The sequence below is a fragment of the Streptomyces sp. NPDC054872 genome (assembly GCF_053610705.1).
On record NZ_JBSGYY010000014.1, the window covers coordinates 14,459 to 32,409 of the forward strand.

Annotated in this window: 18 protein-coding genes; 8 read left to right on the top strand and 10 right to left on the bottom strand. The window is 72.4% G+C overall.

Annotated features, from left to right (window positions below; all coding sequences use genetic code 11):
* Positions 1-12: 12 nt before the first annotated feature.
* The 3 genes from ACWGIH_RS18745 to ACWGIH_RS18755 form a co-directional block, all read right to left on the bottom strand.
* Positions 13-1,842 (bottom strand): ABC transporter permease subunit, encoded by a 1,830-nt coding sequence (locus ACWGIH_RS18745; RefSeq protein WP_453452472.1) that lies wholly within the window; start codon positions 1,840-1,842, stop codon positions 13-15.
* A gap of 7 nt (positions 1,843-1,849) precedes the next feature.
* Positions 1,850-3,343: an ABC transporter substrate-binding protein gene (locus ACWGIH_RS18750; protein ID WP_453452471.1), complete on the bottom strand. Its 1,494-nt coding sequence runs from the start codon at positions 3,341-3,343 to the stop codon at positions 1,850-1,852.
* A gap of 148 nt (positions 3,344-3,491) precedes the next feature.
* Positions 3,492-4,025, bottom strand: coding sequence for a GNAT family N-acetyltransferase (locus tag ACWGIH_RS18755; RefSeq protein ID WP_453452470.1), 534 nt, complete (start codon positions 4,023-4,025; stop codon positions 3,492-3,494).
* Positions 4,026-4,179: 154 nt separating this feature from the next.
* Here ACWGIH_RS18755 and argG point away from each other — a divergent pair, with 154 nt between their 5' ends.
* The gene (gene argG / locus ACWGIH_RS18760) at positions 4,180-5,628 is read left to right on the top strand and encodes an argininosuccinate synthase (protein ID WP_453452469.1); all 1,449 of its coding nucleotides are present in this window, start codon (positions 4,180-4,182) and stop codon (positions 5,626-5,628) included.
* Positions 5,629-5,741: 113 nt separating this feature from the next.
* On the opposite strand, the gene ACWGIH_RS18765 is transcribed toward argG, so the two are convergent.
* Entirely contained in the window at positions 5,742-6,734 is a 993-nt protein-coding gene (locus ACWGIH_RS18765) for a winged helix-turn-helix transcriptional regulator (RefSeq protein WP_453448003.1), read from the bottom strand.
* 295 nt (positions 6,735-7,029) lie between these two features.
* Here ACWGIH_RS18765 and ACWGIH_RS18770 point away from each other — a divergent pair, with 295 nt between their 5' ends.
* Positions 7,030-8,070, top strand: coding sequence for an NAD(P)-dependent alcohol dehydrogenase (locus ACWGIH_RS18770; protein ID WP_453448010.1), 1,041 nt, complete (start codon positions 7,030-7,032; stop codon positions 8,068-8,070).
* A gap of 73 nt (positions 8,071-8,143) precedes the next feature.
* Here ACWGIH_RS18770 and ACWGIH_RS18775 read toward each other — a convergent pair whose 3' ends face one another.
* Positions 8,144-8,635 carry a hypothetical protein gene (locus ACWGIH_RS18775; protein WP_453448002.1) on the bottom strand — a complete coding sequence of 164 codons (492 nt, stop codon included), beginning with the start codon at positions 8,633-8,635 and terminating at the stop codon, positions 8,144-8,146.
* Positions 8,632-9,255: a hypothetical protein gene (locus tag ACWGIH_RS18780; protein ID WP_453448001.1), complete on the bottom strand. Its 624-nt coding sequence runs from the start codon at positions 9,253-9,255 to the stop codon at positions 8,632-8,634. The genes ACWGIH_RS18775 and ACWGIH_RS18780 overlap by 4 nt, the downstream gene beginning before the upstream one ends.
* Positions 9,256-9,676: 421 nt before the next feature.
* Between ACWGIH_RS18780 and ACWGIH_RS18785 the strand changes: the two genes are divergently transcribed.
* Complete coding sequence (locus tag ACWGIH_RS18785) at positions 9,677-10,045, top strand: hypothetical protein (protein WP_453448000.1); 369 nt, start codon at positions 9,677-9,679, stop codon at positions 10,043-10,045.
* 8 nt (positions 10,046-10,053) lie between these two features.
* Here ACWGIH_RS18785 and ACWGIH_RS18790 read toward each other — a convergent pair whose 3' ends face one another.
* The 4 genes from ACWGIH_RS18790 to ACWGIH_RS18805 form a co-directional block, all read right to left on the bottom strand.
* A complete protein-coding gene (locus ACWGIH_RS18790) occupies positions 10,054-10,314 on the bottom strand; it encodes a hypothetical protein (protein WP_453447999.1) in 261 nt (86 codons plus the stop codon).
* A gap of 69 nt (positions 10,315-10,383) precedes the next feature.
* On the bottom strand, positions 10,384-10,686 hold the full coding sequence (locus ACWGIH_RS18795) for a carboxypeptidase-like regulatory domain-containing protein (RefSeq protein WP_453447998.1): 303 nt from the start codon (positions 10,684-10,686) through the stop codon (positions 10,384-10,386).
* Between the two features lie 10 nt (positions 10,687-10,696).
* Positions 10,697-11,605: a trypsin-like serine peptidase gene (locus ACWGIH_RS18800; protein WP_453510272.1), complete on the bottom strand. Its 909-nt coding sequence runs from the start codon at positions 11,603-11,605 to the stop codon at positions 10,697-10,699.
* A gap of 407 nt (positions 11,606-12,012) precedes the next feature.
* Positions 12,013-12,432 carry a VOC family protein gene (locus ACWGIH_RS18805; RefSeq protein ID WP_453447996.1) on the bottom strand — a complete coding sequence of 140 codons (420 nt, stop codon included), beginning with the start codon at positions 12,430-12,432 and terminating at the stop codon, positions 12,013-12,015.
* 307 nt (positions 12,433-12,739) lie between these two features.
* Between ACWGIH_RS18805 and ACWGIH_RS18810 the strand changes: the two genes are divergently transcribed.
* The 5 genes from ACWGIH_RS18810 (at position 12,740) to ACWGIH_RS18830 (ending at position 17,915) form a co-directional block, all read left to right on the top strand.
* Entirely contained in the window at positions 12,740-13,129 is a 390-nt protein-coding gene (locus ACWGIH_RS18810; RefSeq protein WP_453447994.1) for a BlaI/MecI/CopY family transcriptional regulator, read from the top strand.
* A 6-nt stretch (positions 13,130-13,135) separates the two neighbouring features.
* Positions 13,136-14,068 carry a M56 family metallopeptidase gene (locus tag ACWGIH_RS18815; protein ID WP_453447993.1) on the top strand — a complete coding sequence of 311 codons (933 nt, stop codon included), beginning with the start codon at positions 13,136-13,138 and terminating at the stop codon, positions 14,066-14,068.
* 199 nt (positions 14,069-14,267) lie between these two features.
* On the top strand, positions 14,268-15,605 hold the full coding sequence (locus ACWGIH_RS18820; protein WP_453447991.1) for a hemolysin family protein: 1,338 nt from the start codon (positions 14,268-14,270) through the stop codon (positions 15,603-15,605).
* Positions 15,602-16,627: a hemolysin family protein gene (locus tag ACWGIH_RS18825; RefSeq protein ID WP_453447990.1), complete on the top strand. Its 1,026-nt coding sequence runs from the start codon at positions 15,602-15,604 to the stop codon at positions 16,625-16,627. Before ACWGIH_RS18820 ends, ACWGIH_RS18825 begins: the two co-directional genes overlap by 4 nt.
* Before the next feature lie 151 nt (positions 16,628-16,778).
* Positions 16,779-17,915, top strand: a complete 1,137-nt coding sequence (locus ACWGIH_RS18830) for an acyltransferase family protein (RefSeq protein WP_453448009.1) — start codon at positions 16,779-16,781, stop codon at positions 17,913-17,915.
* Positions 17,916-17,951: the final 36 nt, after the last annotated feature.

The following is a 17,951-nucleotide window of genomic DNA, read 5'->3' on the forward strand; positions in this document are numbered from 1 at the left end:
GACGTCGATGGCTCACCCGGCGGCCGCTCCTGATGTCGTCAAGTCCCTCTCCGCGAGCGGTACTTCGTGCGGGCGAGGGGGTGCGTCGGGCCGTCGTCGGCGTCGCAGCCACCGGGGGGCCGGGACCCCGCCCGCCGCTGTCACCGCGCAGGCTCCCAGGAGGGCGAGCGCGGCCGCCGGAGCGAGGAGGGCCCAGGGGGCGCGCTCGGCGTAGGGCTGGTTCTCGGCGAGCAGCAGGCCCCACTCGGGGGACGGGGGCTGGGAGCCGAGGCCGAGGAAGCCGAGGGCCGCCAGGGCCAGCGCGACGGCGGGGAGCCGCAGCAGCGCGTGGCGGGTGACGGGCGGCAGCACCGCGGGCAGCAGATGGTGCCGCAGCTGGTGGCGCCGCCCCGCCCCCAGGCTCCGGGTCGCCGTCAGGTGCAAGGTGGCGCGTTCTTGGTCGAGCAGGGCCGCGGTGTGGGCGGCCAGCGGGACCCAGGCGACGGCGGCCACGGCGATCGCGGGGGTGGCCGCTCCGCTGCCCGCGACACCGGCGACGAGGAGTCCCGCGAGCGTCGGCGGTATCGCGTTCAGCGTGTCGAGCAGCGGGCCGGAGAAGCGCGGCAGCAGCCCGAGCAGGATGCCCGCCACCAGGGCGAACGCGCTGATCCCCAGGGCCAGAGCGAGGGTGTGCAGGGCGCCGTGCCCGACGCGCGCCAGCGCATCGCGACCCAGGGCGTCGGTGCCGAACGGGTGCGCCGAGGAGGGTGCCTGGAGCCGGGCCGCGGTGTCCAGGGCGAGAGGATCCCGGGCCAGGCTGAAGAGGATGACGCCCAGCAGCACCCCGCCGTACAGCAGCGGCAGCCGGCTGGGTGCGGGCGGCGCCGGGACATGCAGCGTGGGCAGGGCTCCGTCCCGCAGCGCCGGACCGCTCGTGAGCCGGGACGCGAGGCGGAAGAGGCCGCCCGCCACGGCGGCGAGCAGGACGAGGGCGAGGGTTCCGGCCTGCAGGACGGGCAGATCCTGCGCCACCGCGGCCTGCAGCGTGGTGCGGCCGAGCCCGGGGATGTCGAAGATCTGCTCCACGGCGACCGCGCCACCGGTCAGGCCCACGAGGAAGAGGCCGACGTTCGGCAGCAGGCCGGGCAGGCAGCGGCGCAGCGCCTGGCGCGCGATGCGTCCGCTCGGGATGCCGCGGGCCGCGGCCGCCCGCGTCCACGGTTCGGCGAAGGCGCCGGGCAGCAGGTCGTCGATGAGCCGCCCGAGCAGGGCACCGGCGGGCAGCCCCAGCGAGAGCGCGGGCAGGACGAGCCACTGGGGCCCGTACCAGCCGAGGGCGGGCAGCCACCCCAGATGTACGCCGACCACGGTGGCGAGCACCGATGCGGTCAGGAACTCGGGCATCGCGGCGACGACCGCGGCCCCGCCACCTGAGGTGCGGCGCCCGGAGAGGCGGCGACGGGAGCCGAGCCACAGGGTGCGGGAGCACACCGCGCCCGCCGTCACGACGGCCACCACCAGCGCCGCCGACATGAGCAGCAGCGAGACGCCCAGGGCCTGCACCATGGCGGGCAGCACCGCTTCACCGGAGATCCACGACCTCCCGGCGTCCCCGTGCAGGAGCCCGCCCGTCCACTGGCCGAGCAGCCGCAACGGGCCCTCGTCCAGGCCGAGTTCGCCGCGGACGGCCGCCAGGGCCTCGGGGGTGGGGGTGCGCTCCGCCGCCCGCGCCTTGAGCACGGTGAGCGCCGGGTCGGTGCGCGACAGCCAGGGCAGCAGGCCGATCAGGCACAGCAGCGCCGCGCCGAGGACCACGCGCCACAGCAGCACCGGTCCGCCGGTGCGGGCGAGGCTCCTGCGCATGCCGCCCTCAGCGCCTGGTGCCGGCGGCGACCAGCGTCCGCTCGTACGGGTCGAGGATCTCGCCGCGTACGGAGCCGCCGACGCCCGTGATGATCCGCTGGTGGACCAGCGGCACGACGGCGTCGGTGCCGAGGATCGCGGCCTCGGCGGCCATGGCCGCGTCCTGCCGCTTCGCGGTGTCGGCCGTGTGCTCGGCCTTCCGCACGGCCTTGTCGACCGAGGTGTCGCACAGCTGCGAGAGGTTGTAGCTGCCGTCGCAGGTGTAGTCGCTGGCGAGAACCGACACGGGGTCGCCGGTGTCGAGCATGGTGTTGCGGGCGCCGACGAACGCGTCGAACGTGCCGTTCAGGGCGTCGCCCTCGATGCGGGACGACTCGCGCACCTCGAGGGTCACCTTGAATCCGGCCTTCTGCAGCTGCTGCTTGAGCACCTGCGCGACCTCGGGGAGCTCGGGCCGGTTGTCGTACGTGCCCAGGGTGATGGACTTCCCGCCGGGTGCCGTCGCCCCCGCCCGGCCCTTGGGCTTCTCGCGCTTTCCGTCGGCCCAGTTCAGGGCGGGGCCGAAGATGCCCTTGCCGGTGTCGGCGTGGCCCTCGTAGACGTCCTCGGCGAGCGCGGAGGTGTCGATCGCGGCGCGGGCCGCGGCGCGCAGGCCGGGGTCCTTGAAGGCGCCACGCTCCGTGTTGAGCTGGAGGGCCGTGGTGCGTGCCGTGGCGGTCTCGCGCCCGTGGCCCTTGTCGAGGGACGCGGCCTGGGAGACGGGGACGGCCTCGGCGATGTCCACCTCGCCGGTGCGCAGGGCGTTGGTGCGCGCGGTGCCGTCGGCGATGAACCGCGCGTCGACGCCGGACGCCTGGGCGCGGCCGCCCCAGTAGTCGTCGAAGCGGTCGAGGGTGGCCGCGGTGGCGCCGGTGGTCTTCGTGAGCTCGAAGGGCCCGGTGGCGGTGCCGACCGGGCTGACCTTGCCGCCCTTCGCGTACGCCTTCGGGGAGAGCACGGCGAGGCCGGGGCTCGACAGGCGCAGCGGGAGCGTCGGGTCGGGGTCGGCGGTGGTGATCCTGACCCGGTCGTCGCCGACGGCCTTGGCGGTGAGGGCGGCTCCCGACAGGGCGGCGGTGACGGGCTTCGCCTTGCCCGCGTGGGTGAGGGCCGACGCGACGGCGGACGGTGTGACGCGGGTGCCGTCCTGGAAGCCGGCCTGGCGCAGGGTGAACAGCCAGCTGCGGTCGTTCTCCTGCTGCCAGGATTCGGCGAGCGCGGGGGCGGCGGCGCCGTTCGCGTCCAGCTCGGTCAGGCCCTCGGTGACGCCGAGGCGGCTGAGGAGGGTGGCGTCGGCGCCGTACGGGGAGAAGTTCTCCGAGGGAGGGAAGGCCAGCGCGACCTTGAGGCGGGCGCCTTCCGCGGAGCCGCCGGACGCGTCGTCCTTGGCGGCGAAGCAGCCGGTGAGCAGGGGAGCGACGAGCAGGCCGGCTATGAGGGGACGGCGGCGGACGGAGCGCATGGTCCTCGTTCTCGGGTGGATGTGGGTCCGGAAGTGCGGTGACAGCCACGAAGACTACATGACAACCATTTCCATTAGCGCTGCCGGGGTGCGGTCTGAACGCTGCGGTGCCTGAGGTGTCTGGGGTCCGGGTCGTGACCTGTCGGGGCTATGGCCGCATGGGCACTTCGAAGTGCACGACTCGCGATGCGCCGGAGTCCTCGCGCTCGTCGTGCACCACCTTCCCCGTGGAGCGCCAGAAGCGCTCGGCGCCGGTGACCGCCGGGTCGGTGTGCAGATAGACGGACCGGTATCCGCCGTCCGCCGACGCGAAGTCGAGCAGCGCGCCGACCAGTCGCCTGGCGAGGCCGCGGCGCCGGTGCTCGGCCCGCACGTAGACGCGACGCAGCTGCGCCGTCTCCCCGGAGGGGAAGCGCTCGGCGATCCATCGCGGGTTCGGCGGGTGGGCGGGGCCGCGGGAGTCGAGGGCGGCCGTCGCGGCGACCTCCCCGTCCTTCTCGTCCACCGCGACGAGCAGGGTGTGGCGCGCGGGCCTCAGGTACGCGGAGTCGAGGTCGATGATGTCGCCGTGCCAGCGCGGCACGTACCCCGTGCCGAAGTCGTGGTAGACGGTGTCGAGCATGACGGCTCGTGCGGCGCCGAGGTCGTCGGCGGTGGCCGTCCTGATGCGGTATTCAAGCACTTGCACATCCTATGCATTAAGCCGTTGCGGCCTGCCACCAGCCGTATCGCCTCATGTGGGAGCGCCGTGGACGGCTCGGGCCCGCATTGGGGGTGTTTCCCTTGCCGAGGTGAGTGACGTTGCATGGTCATGCGAAGTCATGCATACTCTTCCTATGTCCAAGGTCCTCACCTCCCTCCCCACCGGCGAGCGCGTCGGCATTGCCTTCTCCGGCGGTCTCGACACCTCGGTCGCCGTCGCCTGGATGCGTGACAAGGGCGCCGTCCCCTGCACGTACACCGCCGACATCGGCCAGTACGACGAGCCCGACATCGCCTCCGTGCCCGGCCGCGCCTCGGCGTACGGCGCCGAGATCACCCGACTCGTCGACTGCCGCGAGGCGCTGGTCGAGGAAGGGCTCGCGGCCCTCGCGTGCGGCGCCTTCCACATCAGGTCGGGCGGGCGCCCGTACTTCAACACCACGCCGCTGGGCCGCGCCGTGACCGGCACGCTCCTGGTGCGGGCGATGCTGGAGGACGGGGTGCAGATCTGGGGCGACGGCTCCACGTTCAAGGGCAACGACATCGAGCGGTTCTACCGGTACGGGCTGCTCGCCAACCCGCACCTGCGGATCTACAAGCCCTGGCTGGACGCGGACTTCGTCACGGAGCTCGGCGGCCGCAAGGAGATGTCGGAGTGGCTGCTCGCACACGAGCTGCCCTACCGGGACTCGACGGAGAAGGCGTACTCCACGGACGCCAACATCTGGGGCGCCACGCACGAGGCCAAGACGCTCGAGCACCTGGACACCGGGCTCGAGACCGTCGACCCGATCATGGGCGTCAAGTTCTGGGACCCCTCGGTGGAGATCGACACGGAGGACGTGACGATCGGCTTCGACCAGGGACGCCCGGTCACCATCAACGGCAAGGAATTCGCCACCTCGGTCGACCTCGTCATGGAGGCCAACGCGATCGGCGGCCGGCACGGCCTCGGCATGTCCGACCAGATCGAGAACCGGATCATCGAGGCCAAGAGCCGCGGCATCTACGAGGCCCCCGGCATGGCGCTCCTGCACATCGCCTACGAGCGCCTGGTCAACGCGATCCACAACGAGGACACGCTGGCCGCGTACCACAACGAGGGCCGGCGCCTGGGCCGCCTGATGTACGAGGGCCGCTGGCTGGACCCGCAGGCGCTGATGATCCGCGAGTCGCTGCAGCGCTGGGTCGGCACGGCGGTCACCGGTGTGGTGACGCTGCGGCTGCGGCGCGGCGAGGACTACTCGATCCTCGACACCACGGGCCCGGCTTTCAGCTACCACCCGGACAAGCTCTCCATGGAGCGGACCGAGGACTCGGCGTTCGGCCCGGTGGACCGGATCGGCCAGCTCACCATGCGGAACCTCGACATCGCCGACTCCCGTGCGCGCCTGGAGCAGTACGCGGGCCTGGGCCTCGTCGGCTCCGGCCACCCGACGCCGATCGGCGCCGCGCAGGCGGCCTCGACCGGTCTGATCGGTGCCATGGACGGCGGCGGCGCCGAGGCGATCGCCTCGCGGGGCGAGACCACGGACGAGGAGTCGATGCTGGACCGGGCCGCGATGGAGTCCGGCACGGACTGACACGGCCGCGGTCGTACGAACGTGGGCACGCGGTCGTCCGAACGTGAACAGCGGGCCCCGGCGGATTGCGATCCGCCGGGGCCCGCTGTCTTTCGCCGACCGTTTCGGACGTGTCAGCCAGTGGCCGGCGAGCGGTCGGCGCGGACCACGCCGAAGGCGTCCGCCATGCGCAGCGCCGCCTCCAGGTCGCCGTGCACTTCGACGACCTGGGCGCTGACCGCGTCCTCGAGCGGCAGGGAACCCGCGCCCAGCTGGAGCAGGGTGCCCAGGTCGGTGACGAGTGTCGCGGCAGCGTCCGGGGCGGGGCCCAGGCCCGTCTCGACGGTGCCGTCGTCGACGCGGGCATGGAAGAGCAGGTCTCCGATCACGAACTCGTAGGTCTCGCGCACGCCGCGAGCGTGCTCGGGCCGGAACGTGGCACCGACGGCTCCGACGATGCCGTGCCGGCCGCCGGTCGCCTCGGGATGCGCGCCGAGGATGGCGATCACCCGGGCGGCGGCCGTGAGTTCACCCTCAAGGCGGGCGAGGCCGCGCGCCACGGCGTCCTCGATGTCGACGAGGCGGGCGCCGACGGCGAGGAACGTCCCGAGGTCGGTCGTGATGGAGCAGACGGGGTCCGGGGCGCCACCGTTGCGGATGTCGAGCACGCCGTCGTCGACGCGCAGGTGGAACGTGTCGCCGTCCACCCGGAACTCGTACGTCTCCCGCAGGCCGCCGGCCAGTTCGGGCCGGAAACTGGCGCGCAGGCAGCCGAGCACCCAGCTGAGCCGGAAGGTGTCGCCGGGCCGGGGAACGGTCGGCAGTCGCATGCCCCAGCGGGTCAGTTCGTCGAGCACCGGGCGCATGGCCACGCCGAGTTCGGTCAGTTCGTAGACCGCCGAGGAGGCCGGTGGCGGCAGCTTGGCCTGGCTGATGACGCCGGCCTCGCGCAGTGCGCGCAGCCGCTCTGCCAGGACGTTCGGGCCGATGCCGGGTAGTCCGGCGACGAGGTCGGTGTAGCGCCGGGGCCCGAGCAGCAGCTCGCGCACGATCAGCAGGGACCACCGGCCGCCGACGACGTCCAGGGCGCGCGCCGCCGGACAGGACTGGTCATAGCTGCGTGTCATGTGGGCCGGGCCGCCTTCCCCGTGGATGGCTGATGGACGGCAGGTCGCTGCCGGTACTTAGGTTTTTGATAGTACCCGTCAACTCGCTTGATTCTGCAGGGCGTTGAGAGCGGTGCAGGCGGAATCGGCAGTTAAGTGACAACGCCCGGGATGTCCCGGTGGGTCATGTGTCCCATTGGGACATCTTGAGGAGTACAGTCGAGGACGAGGGGGACACCAGGCGCACAGCACGAGCCAAGAACGAGAAGAGGCATCCCAGATGTCAGCGCAAGAAAGCCCCGGCCTGCCCGCCGAGATGAAGGCCGTCCAGTACCGGAGCGTCGGCACCGCCCCCGAGGTGGTCACCGTCCCGCGCCCGGAGCCGGGCCCCGGCCAGGTACTCCTGAAGGTCACCGCCGCGGGCGTGTGCCACTCCGACATCGCGGTGATGAGCTGGCCCGCGGAGGCGCTGACCTTCCCGCTGCCGCTGACCCTCGGCCATGAGGGCGCGGGGACCGTGGCCGCGCTGGGTGACGGCGTGACCGGCTTCGCGGTCGGCGACTCCGTGGCCGTCTACGGGCCGTGGGGCTGCGGAGCCTGCCTGATGTGCTCGCAGGGCAAGGAGAACTACTGCTCGCGCGCCGCGGAGCTCGGCATCCTCCCGCCCGGACTCGGGGCGCCCGGCGCCATCGCCGAGTACATGATCGTGGACAACACGCGTCACCTGGTCCCGCTCGGCGATCTCGACCCCGTGACCGCCGTGCCGCTCACCGACGCGGGCCTGACTCCGTACCACGCGATCAAGACCTCCCTGCCCAAGCTGACCCCCGGCAGCACCGCCGTCGTCATCGGCACCGGCGGCCTGGGGCATGTCGCGATCCAGCTGCTGCGGGCGCTGACCCCGGCGCGTGTGATCGCCCTTGACGTCAGCGACGGCAAGCTGCGCCTTGCCCACCAGGTCGGCGCCCACGAGACCGTCCTGTCGGACGAGCACGCGGCGACGAAGGTCCGTGAGCTGACCGGCGGCCTCGGCGCGCAGGCGGTGTTCGACTTCGTCGGCGCCCCGCCCACCGTCGCCACCGCGACCGCGTGCGCGGCGGTCGAGGCGGACGTCACCATCGTCGGCATCGGCGGCGGAGCCGCGGCGGTCGGCTTCGGCACGACTCCCTACGACGCGGCGGTCCGCGCCCCGTACTGGGGCAGCAGGGCCGAACTGATCGAGGTCCTGGACCTGGCCCGTTCCGGCGCGATCGACGTGCATGTGGAGAGGTACGCGCTGGAGGACGCGCCGAAGGCGTACGAGCACCTGCACGAGGGCCGGATCAACGGCCGAGCGGTCATCCTGCCCAACGGCTGACCCCCCACGGCGCGAACGACGTGGGGCCCGGGGCTGTCGCCCCGGGCCCCACGTGTGTGCCGTGCCGATGTGCCTAGATGCGCAGCAGCCTTTCCGTGGCTTCGCGGTACTGCCGCAGCGCGAGGCGCAGTTCTTCCGTGTGCGCCTCGGTGTCGTAGTCCTGCCAGCTCGTGCGCAGGACGCGACGGCGTTCCGTGAGGGTTTCGGTCAGGTGCCTGACGGCGTCGTCGAAGAGGCTGTCGGCCTCTTCCACCGCCTGGCGCGGGCTCTCGACGAAGGTGCTGAGAGCCTGCTGGAGCCGTAGACCGAGCTTGTCGTGCTCGGCCTGCGGGAGCAGGGCGGAGCCCACGTCGGCGGCAGAGCCGTGAGTGCCGGGGGCGTGGCTGCCGGGCGTGTGGGAGCCGGGCTCATGGATGCCGGGAGCGTGCGTGCCGGTCGCAGGGGAGCCTGCGGCAGGAGAGCCCGGGGCAGGGGGAGCGGTGGGGGCCGCCGGAGCGGGGGCGGGAGCGGGGATGTCGCTGCCCATGGCCTGCTCGCGCGGTGTGGTGTGCCGGGCATCCGTCATGACGTGCCACTTCCCTTCGCATGGCGCCGGGGCAGTGCCCACGGTGCGTGGCCGCGGTCGGTTGTGGAGTGCCGGTCGTTCCGGGTGGAGTCGACCGTGTGCTCGGCGACGAGTGCGTCGAAGAGGCGTCGGGCCTCGACCATGGCCTCGCGCATTTCCTCGGTGCCGCCCTGCCCGCGTGCCGCCGTGTGCACGCGGCGGTAGCCGTGGATGTGGTGGGCGTGGTGGACGGAGAGCGCGGCCACCTGCTCGTCGAAGCGCTCACCGTCGGGGAAGCCCCGGTCCCTGGCCAGCCGGGCGAGGAGCGCGTCGGCCTCGACGACGGCCTGCTGCGGGGATTCGACGAACTGCTCCTGCACGCCTGCCCACTGAGCCACGTAGCGCTCGCGCGCGCCGGGCGGCAGCGGTTCGGCCTTGACGGAGCCGTGCAGTCGTACGCGCTCGCGCAGCTCCTGCTCGGCTGCCCTCACGTCTCCGTTGTGACGGGCGACGGTGTGGTCGTACTCGGGGCCGAAGCGGTGCTTCAGTCCAGGTCCGCCGCCCTTGGCTCGCCGCATGACGACGAAGAGGACGGCGGCTGCCGCGATGACGACCACGGCAATGATGACGGCGGTGATCATGGCTGCCTCCCTTGATGTCGTGGTTGATCAGGTGATCTCGTGTTTCGTCCAGCGCTGAGGCCTGCCGACGGGCACCCACGCGACGCGGGCACCGACCGGGGCTTCTGCGATCAGCGTGTGAACGACTGCTTCCGGGTTCGCATGGCGGCCGAGTACCCCCATGTTCGGCAAACAGTCGACTGAGCGCCGATTCACGTCCGTTCGCGCCGACGCCTGATCGAGACGGGCTGGGGTTCAGGGCGGCAGCTCGGCCGGTGGGCGCAGGCCAGGCCTGCCGAACGGGCGGGGGCGACACGCCCCGCCGAGGGCGACGCATCCGCCGCGTCGGATGACATGCTGAAACGATCAGTGAAGTCGAGATCGCGGTACGCGTGCGGCGCGTGCCGGTGGTACCCCGGACCACGCGAAGGGCAAGTGCGAAGTGCTGACCGTGCTGGTGCTGGCCGCCGATCACCGGGCGGGCGACCTGATCCCGCAGATCGAGGCCGTCCCCGGCGTGTACGTCATCTCCCAGACGGACGACAGCTTCCTCGCCATGGCGCGGGCCAGAGCCCTGCTGCCCGACGTCCTGGTCATCGACCTCAGCGCCCGTTTCGCCGGCGACGCCGCGACGGTCATCGACCAGGCCCGGCAACTCCGGCCGCCCAGCCACATCCTGGTCCACTCGGGCGACACCCTGGTGGGGGGCGTTTCCCCCGACGGCGCGGTCGGACCGGCTGCCGCGGGTTCACCGCCGGGGCTCGGGCACGCCCTTGCGCATCTCGCGGGCGACGCGGGACCGCCCCCGTGAAGGACTCTCTACGCCTCCGCGACCCGCACCGAGAGCCCGTAGTCCAGCTCGGAGCCGTCGACCAGAAGTGCCTCGACGGTGCGGGTCCCGGGGTCGATGTCGGCCTCCATGCCGTCACCGGCGAACCGGGGGAACCCGGAGGCCCCGGTCTCGCCCGTGGCCACCACGACGGCCGAGCGCAGGGCGTCGCGGGCATCGGTCGTACTCGTGCCGTCCCCCGTGAACTCGGGGACCAGCAGGATCTCGAAACGCTGCGGGACAGTGTTCATGACCGTGACGCTAGACAGGAGTCGCGCGTCACGCACGTCCACCGCTGCCGGTCGGCGCCGCCCACCGCGCTAACCGAGCGTCAGCTCGACGCGCAGCCGTCCCTGGGGGACGGCCTGCGCCGGCGGTTCGACGCGGACGGTGGCCTCGGCCGTGCCGGACGGGCCCATGAGGGGGTCCGCCCGGCAGATGAGCGTGTACTCGCCCGTGGTGGGGGCGACGAGGGAGAACCGTCCCTCGGTGTCCGTCACGGCAGCGATGTCCGGCAGGGGCTGCGGACCCTCGGTGAACAGGACGTGGGCGCCCGTCACCGGGGTGCCCGAGGTGTCGCGGACGACGCCGGTGATCTCCACTGCGGAGCTGCTGCCGTTCATCGGGATCTGCTCACGCCTTCCATGCCACGTAGTTGTTGAAGACGGGTGTGGTGAACCGGGTTCCCGAGTTCACCCGGGCTCCGCCGTAGGCGTGAATGCCGAAGCCGAAGCGGCCGGTGCTGTCGATGCGGTAGACGGAGCTGCCGCTCTGCCCGCCCGCGGTGTCGATGTCGTAGTACACCTTGCGCGGGGCGACCGAGTCGATCCCGCGCGCCGCGTACCACTGCGTCCCGGTCGGCTTGTCGCCCGGATAGCCGGAGATGTTGCCGGTGGCCTTGAGCAGGTCCGAGTCCGACCAGACGCCGAAGCCGAAATAGCCCGTGGAGGCGCCGATGTTGGAGGGCGTGATGATGGCGCCGTAGTCGAAGTTCTCGTCGCCGTTGCTCGTCCAGCCGGTCACGGAACGGAAGCTCGTGCAGGTGATGCTGCCGTAGGGCAGCGCGGCACCGTTGCGCCCCGGCATGACCTGGATGCTCTTCACCCAGCCGTCCCGGCCCGCCACACCGCTGCCCTTGATGTAGACGCAGTGGCCCGCGGTCGCGAGGGTGTGAGGTCCGAGGAGCCACCCGGTGCCCTGATAAAGGGTGTTGTCGCGGGCGGTGATCAGCAGGTAGCAGTGCACGCGCCACGGGTACACGCTGGTGTTGGTGATCTGGACGCGGTCATCGGGACCGTGCACGGTCTCCGGGGCCAGGGGCGGCGGGCCGTACGACGCCTCGCCGATGTCGGGCAGCGAGGCGGTCGGGGCCGTCCAGGCCTCGGGCGCGAAGTGCTCAGGTCGCCGGTAGCCCTCGACGTGCTCCAGGCCTTCACCCGTCGAGTGCTGTGCCTGGCCTTCGGTCCCCTCGGAGGGCGGCTGCAGCACCGCCTCCTGCTCGGCGGCCAGGGTTATCGCTCCGTCATCCGGTTCGTTCGTCACTGCGGTGTGTGGATCTTGCGCCATTCTGGATCACCCGGCTTCTCTCAGAGCTGCGATGTGATGCCTTGCAGGACGCCGCGGCCGCAACGTTTCTGGGTCGATTCCCCTTCTTACTGCCGCCGGAGAAGTGTCGCAATGAGCCTTTTGCGCCGACCGTCGCGCGGGCGCTCGTTCTGGGGTTCAGGGCGCCTTGTGCGTCAACTGCCCGGCTCCCGCGGCTCATTCGACGCTCGGGCCATCAGGTCGCCCCGCCGCCTCAAGGCGAACGGCCCCGGGCGGGGCCCCAGCAGCCACCGCCAGGTACCCGCGCCCCGCCCGCGGCCGGAGCGGGCGGGGCGCGATGCCTCAATCACGACTCGAACAAACAAGCAGCCGCAGGGAGCGGCCCGTTCCGCGCGCCCGGGGGGCTAAGGGCGGGCGTAGGGCCGGGTCATGATCTCCATGTTGTGGCCGTCCGGATCGTCGAAGTACGCGCCGCGCCCGCCGAACAGACGGTTGATGTGGCCGGGTTCGGTATGGCCGGGGTCCGCGTAGTAGGTGACCCCGACCGCCTCCAGGCGGGCGATCATGGCGTCGAACTGCTCGTCGGGGACGAGGAACGCGTAGTGCTGGGACTGGACCGGCTCATCGGTCAGCTCGTAATAGTCGAGCGTCACGCCGTTGCCCAGGTCGACGGGCAGGAACGGACCGAACGGGGCGCCGACCTCCAGACCCAGGATCACCGCGAGGAACTCGGCGGACAGCTGCCGGTCCTTGGCGTAGACGGCGGTGTGGTTCAACTGGACGGTCGTGACGGGCGCATCGAGGTCGTGCGGGTGCTGCGGCATGTGAGGTCTCTTCCGGTTCTTGGAATCCACTGGCGGTGCGCCGCGAGGGCGCTGTGGGAAGTCGGAAGAGGGGACGGCGGGGCTCTGGCCCGCCTCGCGCTCATGCCAAGGCCGGACGCCTTACTCGTACGTGGCCCATGGCCGACCCGGCAGTCACCCGAGTGACCTTAATGGGCGGCGTGGGGCGGGGCAACGCCGTTTCGCCGGCGTCGGCGGGGCGCCCGCGTCGCGCCTGACCGGCGGCACACCCCGGACGGCCGGGCGTTAGCCTCGTCCTGGACGACTGGGCAGTGGAAGGGAGACGGGCGTGGCGGAGCAGGAGCGGCGGTCCCGGCGGCGGGGGCAGGGTGAGCTGGAGGCGCAGGTCCTCTCGGCACTGCGCGAGGCGGACGGCCCCGCGACCGCGGGCTGGGTGCAGGAGCGGCTCGGCGCGGACCTCGCGTACACGACCGTCGTGACGATCCTGAGCCGTCTCCTCGACAAGGGCGCCGTGACGCGCGAGCGCGCCGGCCGCTCCTTCGCGTGGACGCCGTCGGCCGACGAGGCGGGCCTCGCGGCGCGCAAGATGCGCAAGGTGCTCGACGGCGAGCGCGACCGGGAGGCGGTCCTCGCCAGTTTCCTCACCGCGCTGCCGCCGGACGACGAGCAGGTGCTGCGTGAGCTCCTGCGGCAGGCCGAGGCGGAGAAGGACACCTGAGCCGTCATGGGGATGTTCGTCCTTCTGCCGCTCGTGCTGCCGCTGACGGCCTGGCCGGTCGCCCGGCTCGCCGAGCAGCGGCTGCACCCGCGGACGGCGACCCGGCTGCTCACGACGGTCGCCGCGGTCATGGCACTCTGCAGCACGCTGTGCCTGGGCCTCCTGATGGTCGTCGGCACGGCGCAGCTGCCCGGCAACCCGCTGCCCGACGGCTGGTCTGACCCCGAGGTGCGCGCGGCCGTCCCGTACGACGGCGTCGCCGGGCGCCTCGCCATCCCGGGGCTGCTCGCCGTGGCCCTGGCGTGCGGCAGGACCCTGTGGCGCCACCGCCAGGTACGCCGCCGCGCCCACCGCGCCCTCGCCGGGCTGCCCGGCACCGCGGTCGCCGTCCTGCCCGACACCGTGCCCTACGCCTACGCGCTGCCCGGCGGCGCCCGCGACCGGGTCGTGGTGACCACCGCGCTGCTCGACTGCCTCGCCCCCGCCGAGCGCCGCGCCCTGTTCGCCCACGAGCGCGCCCACCTCGCGACCCGCCACCACCGCTACCTCCTCGCCGTGCAACTGGCCGCGCGCGCCAACCCGTTCCTGCGCCCGCTGCGTACGGCCGTGGTCTACACGACCGAGCGCTGGGCCGACGAGGACGCCGCCCATGCCGTCGGCGACCGCAAGGCCGTGGCCCGCGCGATCGGCAAGGCGGCTCTCCACTCCCGGGGCGCCCCCGCCCCGACCCTGGCCGGACTCGCGGCACCGGGGCCCGTGCCGCGCCGGGTGGCGGCCCTCCTCGGCCCGGCTCCCGCGGCGCGCAGCTGGCCTTCGCTGTTCACCGCGGTGGGGCTCGCGGCGTGGGCGGCCGCCGCGGGGGCCGCGGTCTCCGCCATGTCGTCGGCGAACTCCGCCGTGACGATGGTCATGATCCTGCACGCGGCCACCCCGCTTTGAGGGCGTAGGTCCCGGCCCACTCGCTTTGCCGTTCCTTTACAGTGGCTGTAGAAGCACCACCGCTTCCACGCCACCGCCCTCGTACGACGCTTCGTACGAGTACGAGAAGGAGCCACGGACCCGCAATGGGTGAGCCTCCCAGTACGAACCGTGCCACGTCCCGCCCGCTGTCCGAGCGCGAGGGAACGGGGGTGGCACGGTGACCGAGATCCTGCTCCTGCTGCTCGCCCTGCTCCTCACGCTCGCCTGCGCGCTGTTCGTGGCGGCCGAGTTCTCCCTGACCACCGTCGAGCGCGGTGACCTTGAACGCGCCGCCGAGGTACGCGAGCGCGGCGCCGAAAGCGCCCTGAAGGCGGTCCGCCGGCTGACCCTTCAGCTGTCCGGCGCCCAGCTCGGCATCACCGTCACCTCGCTGGTCATCGGCATGCTCGCCGAACCGTCGCTCGCGGCGCTCCTGCGCGGCCCGCTGGAGGCCGCGGGTCTCGGGGGCGCCGCTCCCACCACGGCCACCCTGCTCGGTGTGGCGCTCTCCACCGTGATCCTGATGGTCGTGGGCGAACTGGTGCCCAAGAACTGGGCGATCTCCCGGCCGCTGGCCGTCGCCAAGGTGGTCGCCGCACCCCAGCGCGGCTTCACCGCCGCCTTCGGACCGTTCATCCGGCACCTGAACAACACCGCGAACCACGTCGTACGCCGCTTCGGCCTGGAACCCGCGGAGGAGCTTGCCTCCGCGCGCACCCCCGAGGAGCTGGTCGCCCTCGCCCGGCGATCGGCCGCCGAGGGCGCCCTGGAGGCGGACTCCGCCGAGCTGTTCGTGCGCACCCTGCACCTGAGCGAGCTGACCGCGGAGAACGTGATGACCCCGCGTGTCGACGTACGGGCCCTGGAGGCGCACGCCACGGCCGCCGACGCGGCGAACCTGACGCACGCCACGGGCCTGTCCCGCTTCCCCGTCTTCCGCGACAGCCTGGACGAGGTCATCGGCACCGTCCACATCCGCGACGTGCTCGCCCTGGCCCCTGACAAGCGCCGGCTCACCCCGGTCACCGACCTGGCCACCGAGCCCCTGCTCGTGCCCGACAGCTTGCCCGCCGACCGGCTCCTCGAGCGGATGCGGGAGACCCGCACGATGGCCGTGGTCATCGACGAGTACGGCGGCACGGCCGGTGTGGCGACGGTGGAGGACATCGTCGAGGAGGTCGTGGGCGAGGTCCGCGACGAGCACGACCCCGTCGAGATCCCCGACCTGCTGCCCGCCCAGGCGGCCCCGGACGGCCGCACCGTGTGGGAGGCCGACGGGAGCGTCCGCATCGACCAGCTCGCCGCGATAGGACTCACCGCGCCCGAAGGGCCGTACGAGACCGTGGCCGGACTGATCGCCACCCGGCTCTCCCGCATCCCGGCCGAGGGCGACGCCCTCGACCTCGACGGCTGGCGCCTCGCGGTCCTGACGGTCGAGCACCACCGTGCCGACCGGATCCGCATCACCGAACCCGCACTCCAGCTGCCCCGCCAGACCGTGGGAGAGGCACGATGACCACGCTCCAGCTCGCCATCGGCGCCCTGACCCTGCTCACCAACGCCTTCTTCGTCGGCGCCGAGTTCGCCCTGATCTCCGTGCGCCGCAGCCAGATCGAACCCCGCGCCCAGGCGGGCGACAAGCGCGCCCGCATCACTTTGTGGGGCCTGCAGCACATCTCCGCGATGATGGCCACCGCCCAACTCGGCATCACCGTCTCCTCCTTGGTGCTCGGCGCGGTCGCCGAACCCGCCATCGCGCACCTCCTGGAGCCCGCCTTCGAGGCGGTCCACATCCCGCACGCCCTGGTGCACCCGATCGCCTTCGTCATCGCCCTGACGGTGGCGACGTATCTGCACATGCTGATCGGCGAGATGATCCCCAAGAACATCGCCCTCGCCGCGCCCGCACGGACCGCCCTGCTGCTCGGCCCGCCGCTGGTGGCACTCACCCGCGCCCTCAGGCCGGTCGTCTTCGGCATCAACGCCTTCGCCAACACCCTCCTCAAGCTGCTCAGGGTCGAACCGAAGGACGAGGTCGAGTCCGTCTACACCGACGACCAGCTCGCCCGCATGGTCGTGGACTCCAGCGAGGCGGGTCTCCTCTCGGCGGCCGACGGCGAGCGACTGCGCGACGCGCTGGAGCTGGGCACCCGGCCGGTCGGCGAGATCCTCGTGCCGGCCGCCAAGATGCGCACCGTCGACCACTCGGTCACCCCGGCGCGCCTGGAACAGGTGGCCGCGGACGCGGGCTTCTCCCGCTTCCCGGTGACGGGGCCCGACGGCACCCTGCTCGGCTACCTCCACATCAAGGACACCCTGGGCATCGCCGAGCGCGACCGGCCCTTCCCGCGCGCCGCGTTGCACGTGGTCACGCGGGTGCACATCGACACCCCGCTCGACGACACGCTCACCGCGCTGCGGGCCGGGGGCAGTCACCTGGCGGCGGTCACCGGCGAGAGCGGCACGGTGCTCGGGTTCGTCACCATGGAGGACGTGCTGTCCGAGCTGGTCGGCCCCTCACCGGCGGTGCTCGGCTGATTCACAGGTGGCGCGACTGTACGTGCGGGGGCTCCGGTGGCTAGGGTGCCCGTGATGTTCTACACAGGTGTAGCACCCGCATTGGACGTAAGACGCGCGACCGCGGGCCCGGGTTCCCCCGGGAGGTCCCGTGAGTGAGCCTGTCCGCTCGATGTCCCGGGCCGGGGCGTTGCGCTCGCCGCTGCCCGCCGCGCGCAACGTCCCTCCGGAGGCTCCGGCGCCCGTCACGGTGGCGCCGCAGCCTCCGGTCAAACGCCGGGACTCGTTCTTCGACAACGCCAAGTACCTGGCGATCGTGCTGGTCGCGATGGGCCACGCCTGGGAGCCGCTGCGCGGCGACAGCCGGGCGGCGGCCGCGTTCTACATCACCGTCTACACCTTCCACATGCCGGCGTTCATCGTCATCTCCGGCTACTTCTCACGGAGTTTCGACGCGAGCCCCGGCCGCCTCAAGCGCCTGGTGACGGGCATCGCGGTGCCGTACGTCATCTTCGAGGTGGCCTACACCTTCTTCAAGCGCTGGGCGGGCGACGACCCGACGTACCCGATCAGCCTGCTCGACCCCTGGTATCTCACCTGGTTCCTGGTCGCGCTCTTCGTCTGGCGGCTGACCACCCCGCTGTGGAAGGTGGTCCGTTGGCCCCTGCCCATAGCGCTGGCCATCGCGGCGCTGGCCTCGGTCTCGCCGGACATCGGCGACGACCTGGACCTCCAACGCGTCCTGCAGTTCCTGCCGTTCTTCGTCCTCGGACTGTGCCTGAAGCCCGAGCACTTCCAGATCGTGCGCCGCCGCGAGGCCCGCATCCTGGCGCTGCCGGTCTTCGCGGGGGCCCTGCTCTTCGCGTACTGGGCTGCACCGCGGATGAACGCCGCCTGGTTCTACCGCCGGGACAGCGCGCAGGAGCTCGCCGCGCCCGGCTGGTCCGGGGCCGTGATGACGCTCGGGATGTTCGGCTGCTCGGTGATCCTCGTGGCGTGCTTCTTCGCCTGGGTGCCGGGCCGCAGGCTGTGGTTCACCGCCCTCGGCGCGGGCACGCTCTACGGCTATCTGCTGCACGGCTTCATCGCCAAGGGCTCCCGGTTCTGGGACTGGTACGAACTCGACTGGCTGCACACACCGCTGGGCGAGATCACCGTCACCCTCGGCGCCGCGGCCCTCATCACCGCGCTGTGCACGCCGCCGGTGCAGCGCCTCTTCAAGTTCGCGATGGAGCCCGAGATGGAGTGGGCGTTCAAGAAGGACGCGAAGGCGGTGGCCCGCGGCAGGGGCGCGCACCGGCGGCGCTGACAGGGTGCGGCTCCGCTCCCGGTGGCCGGGCCGCCG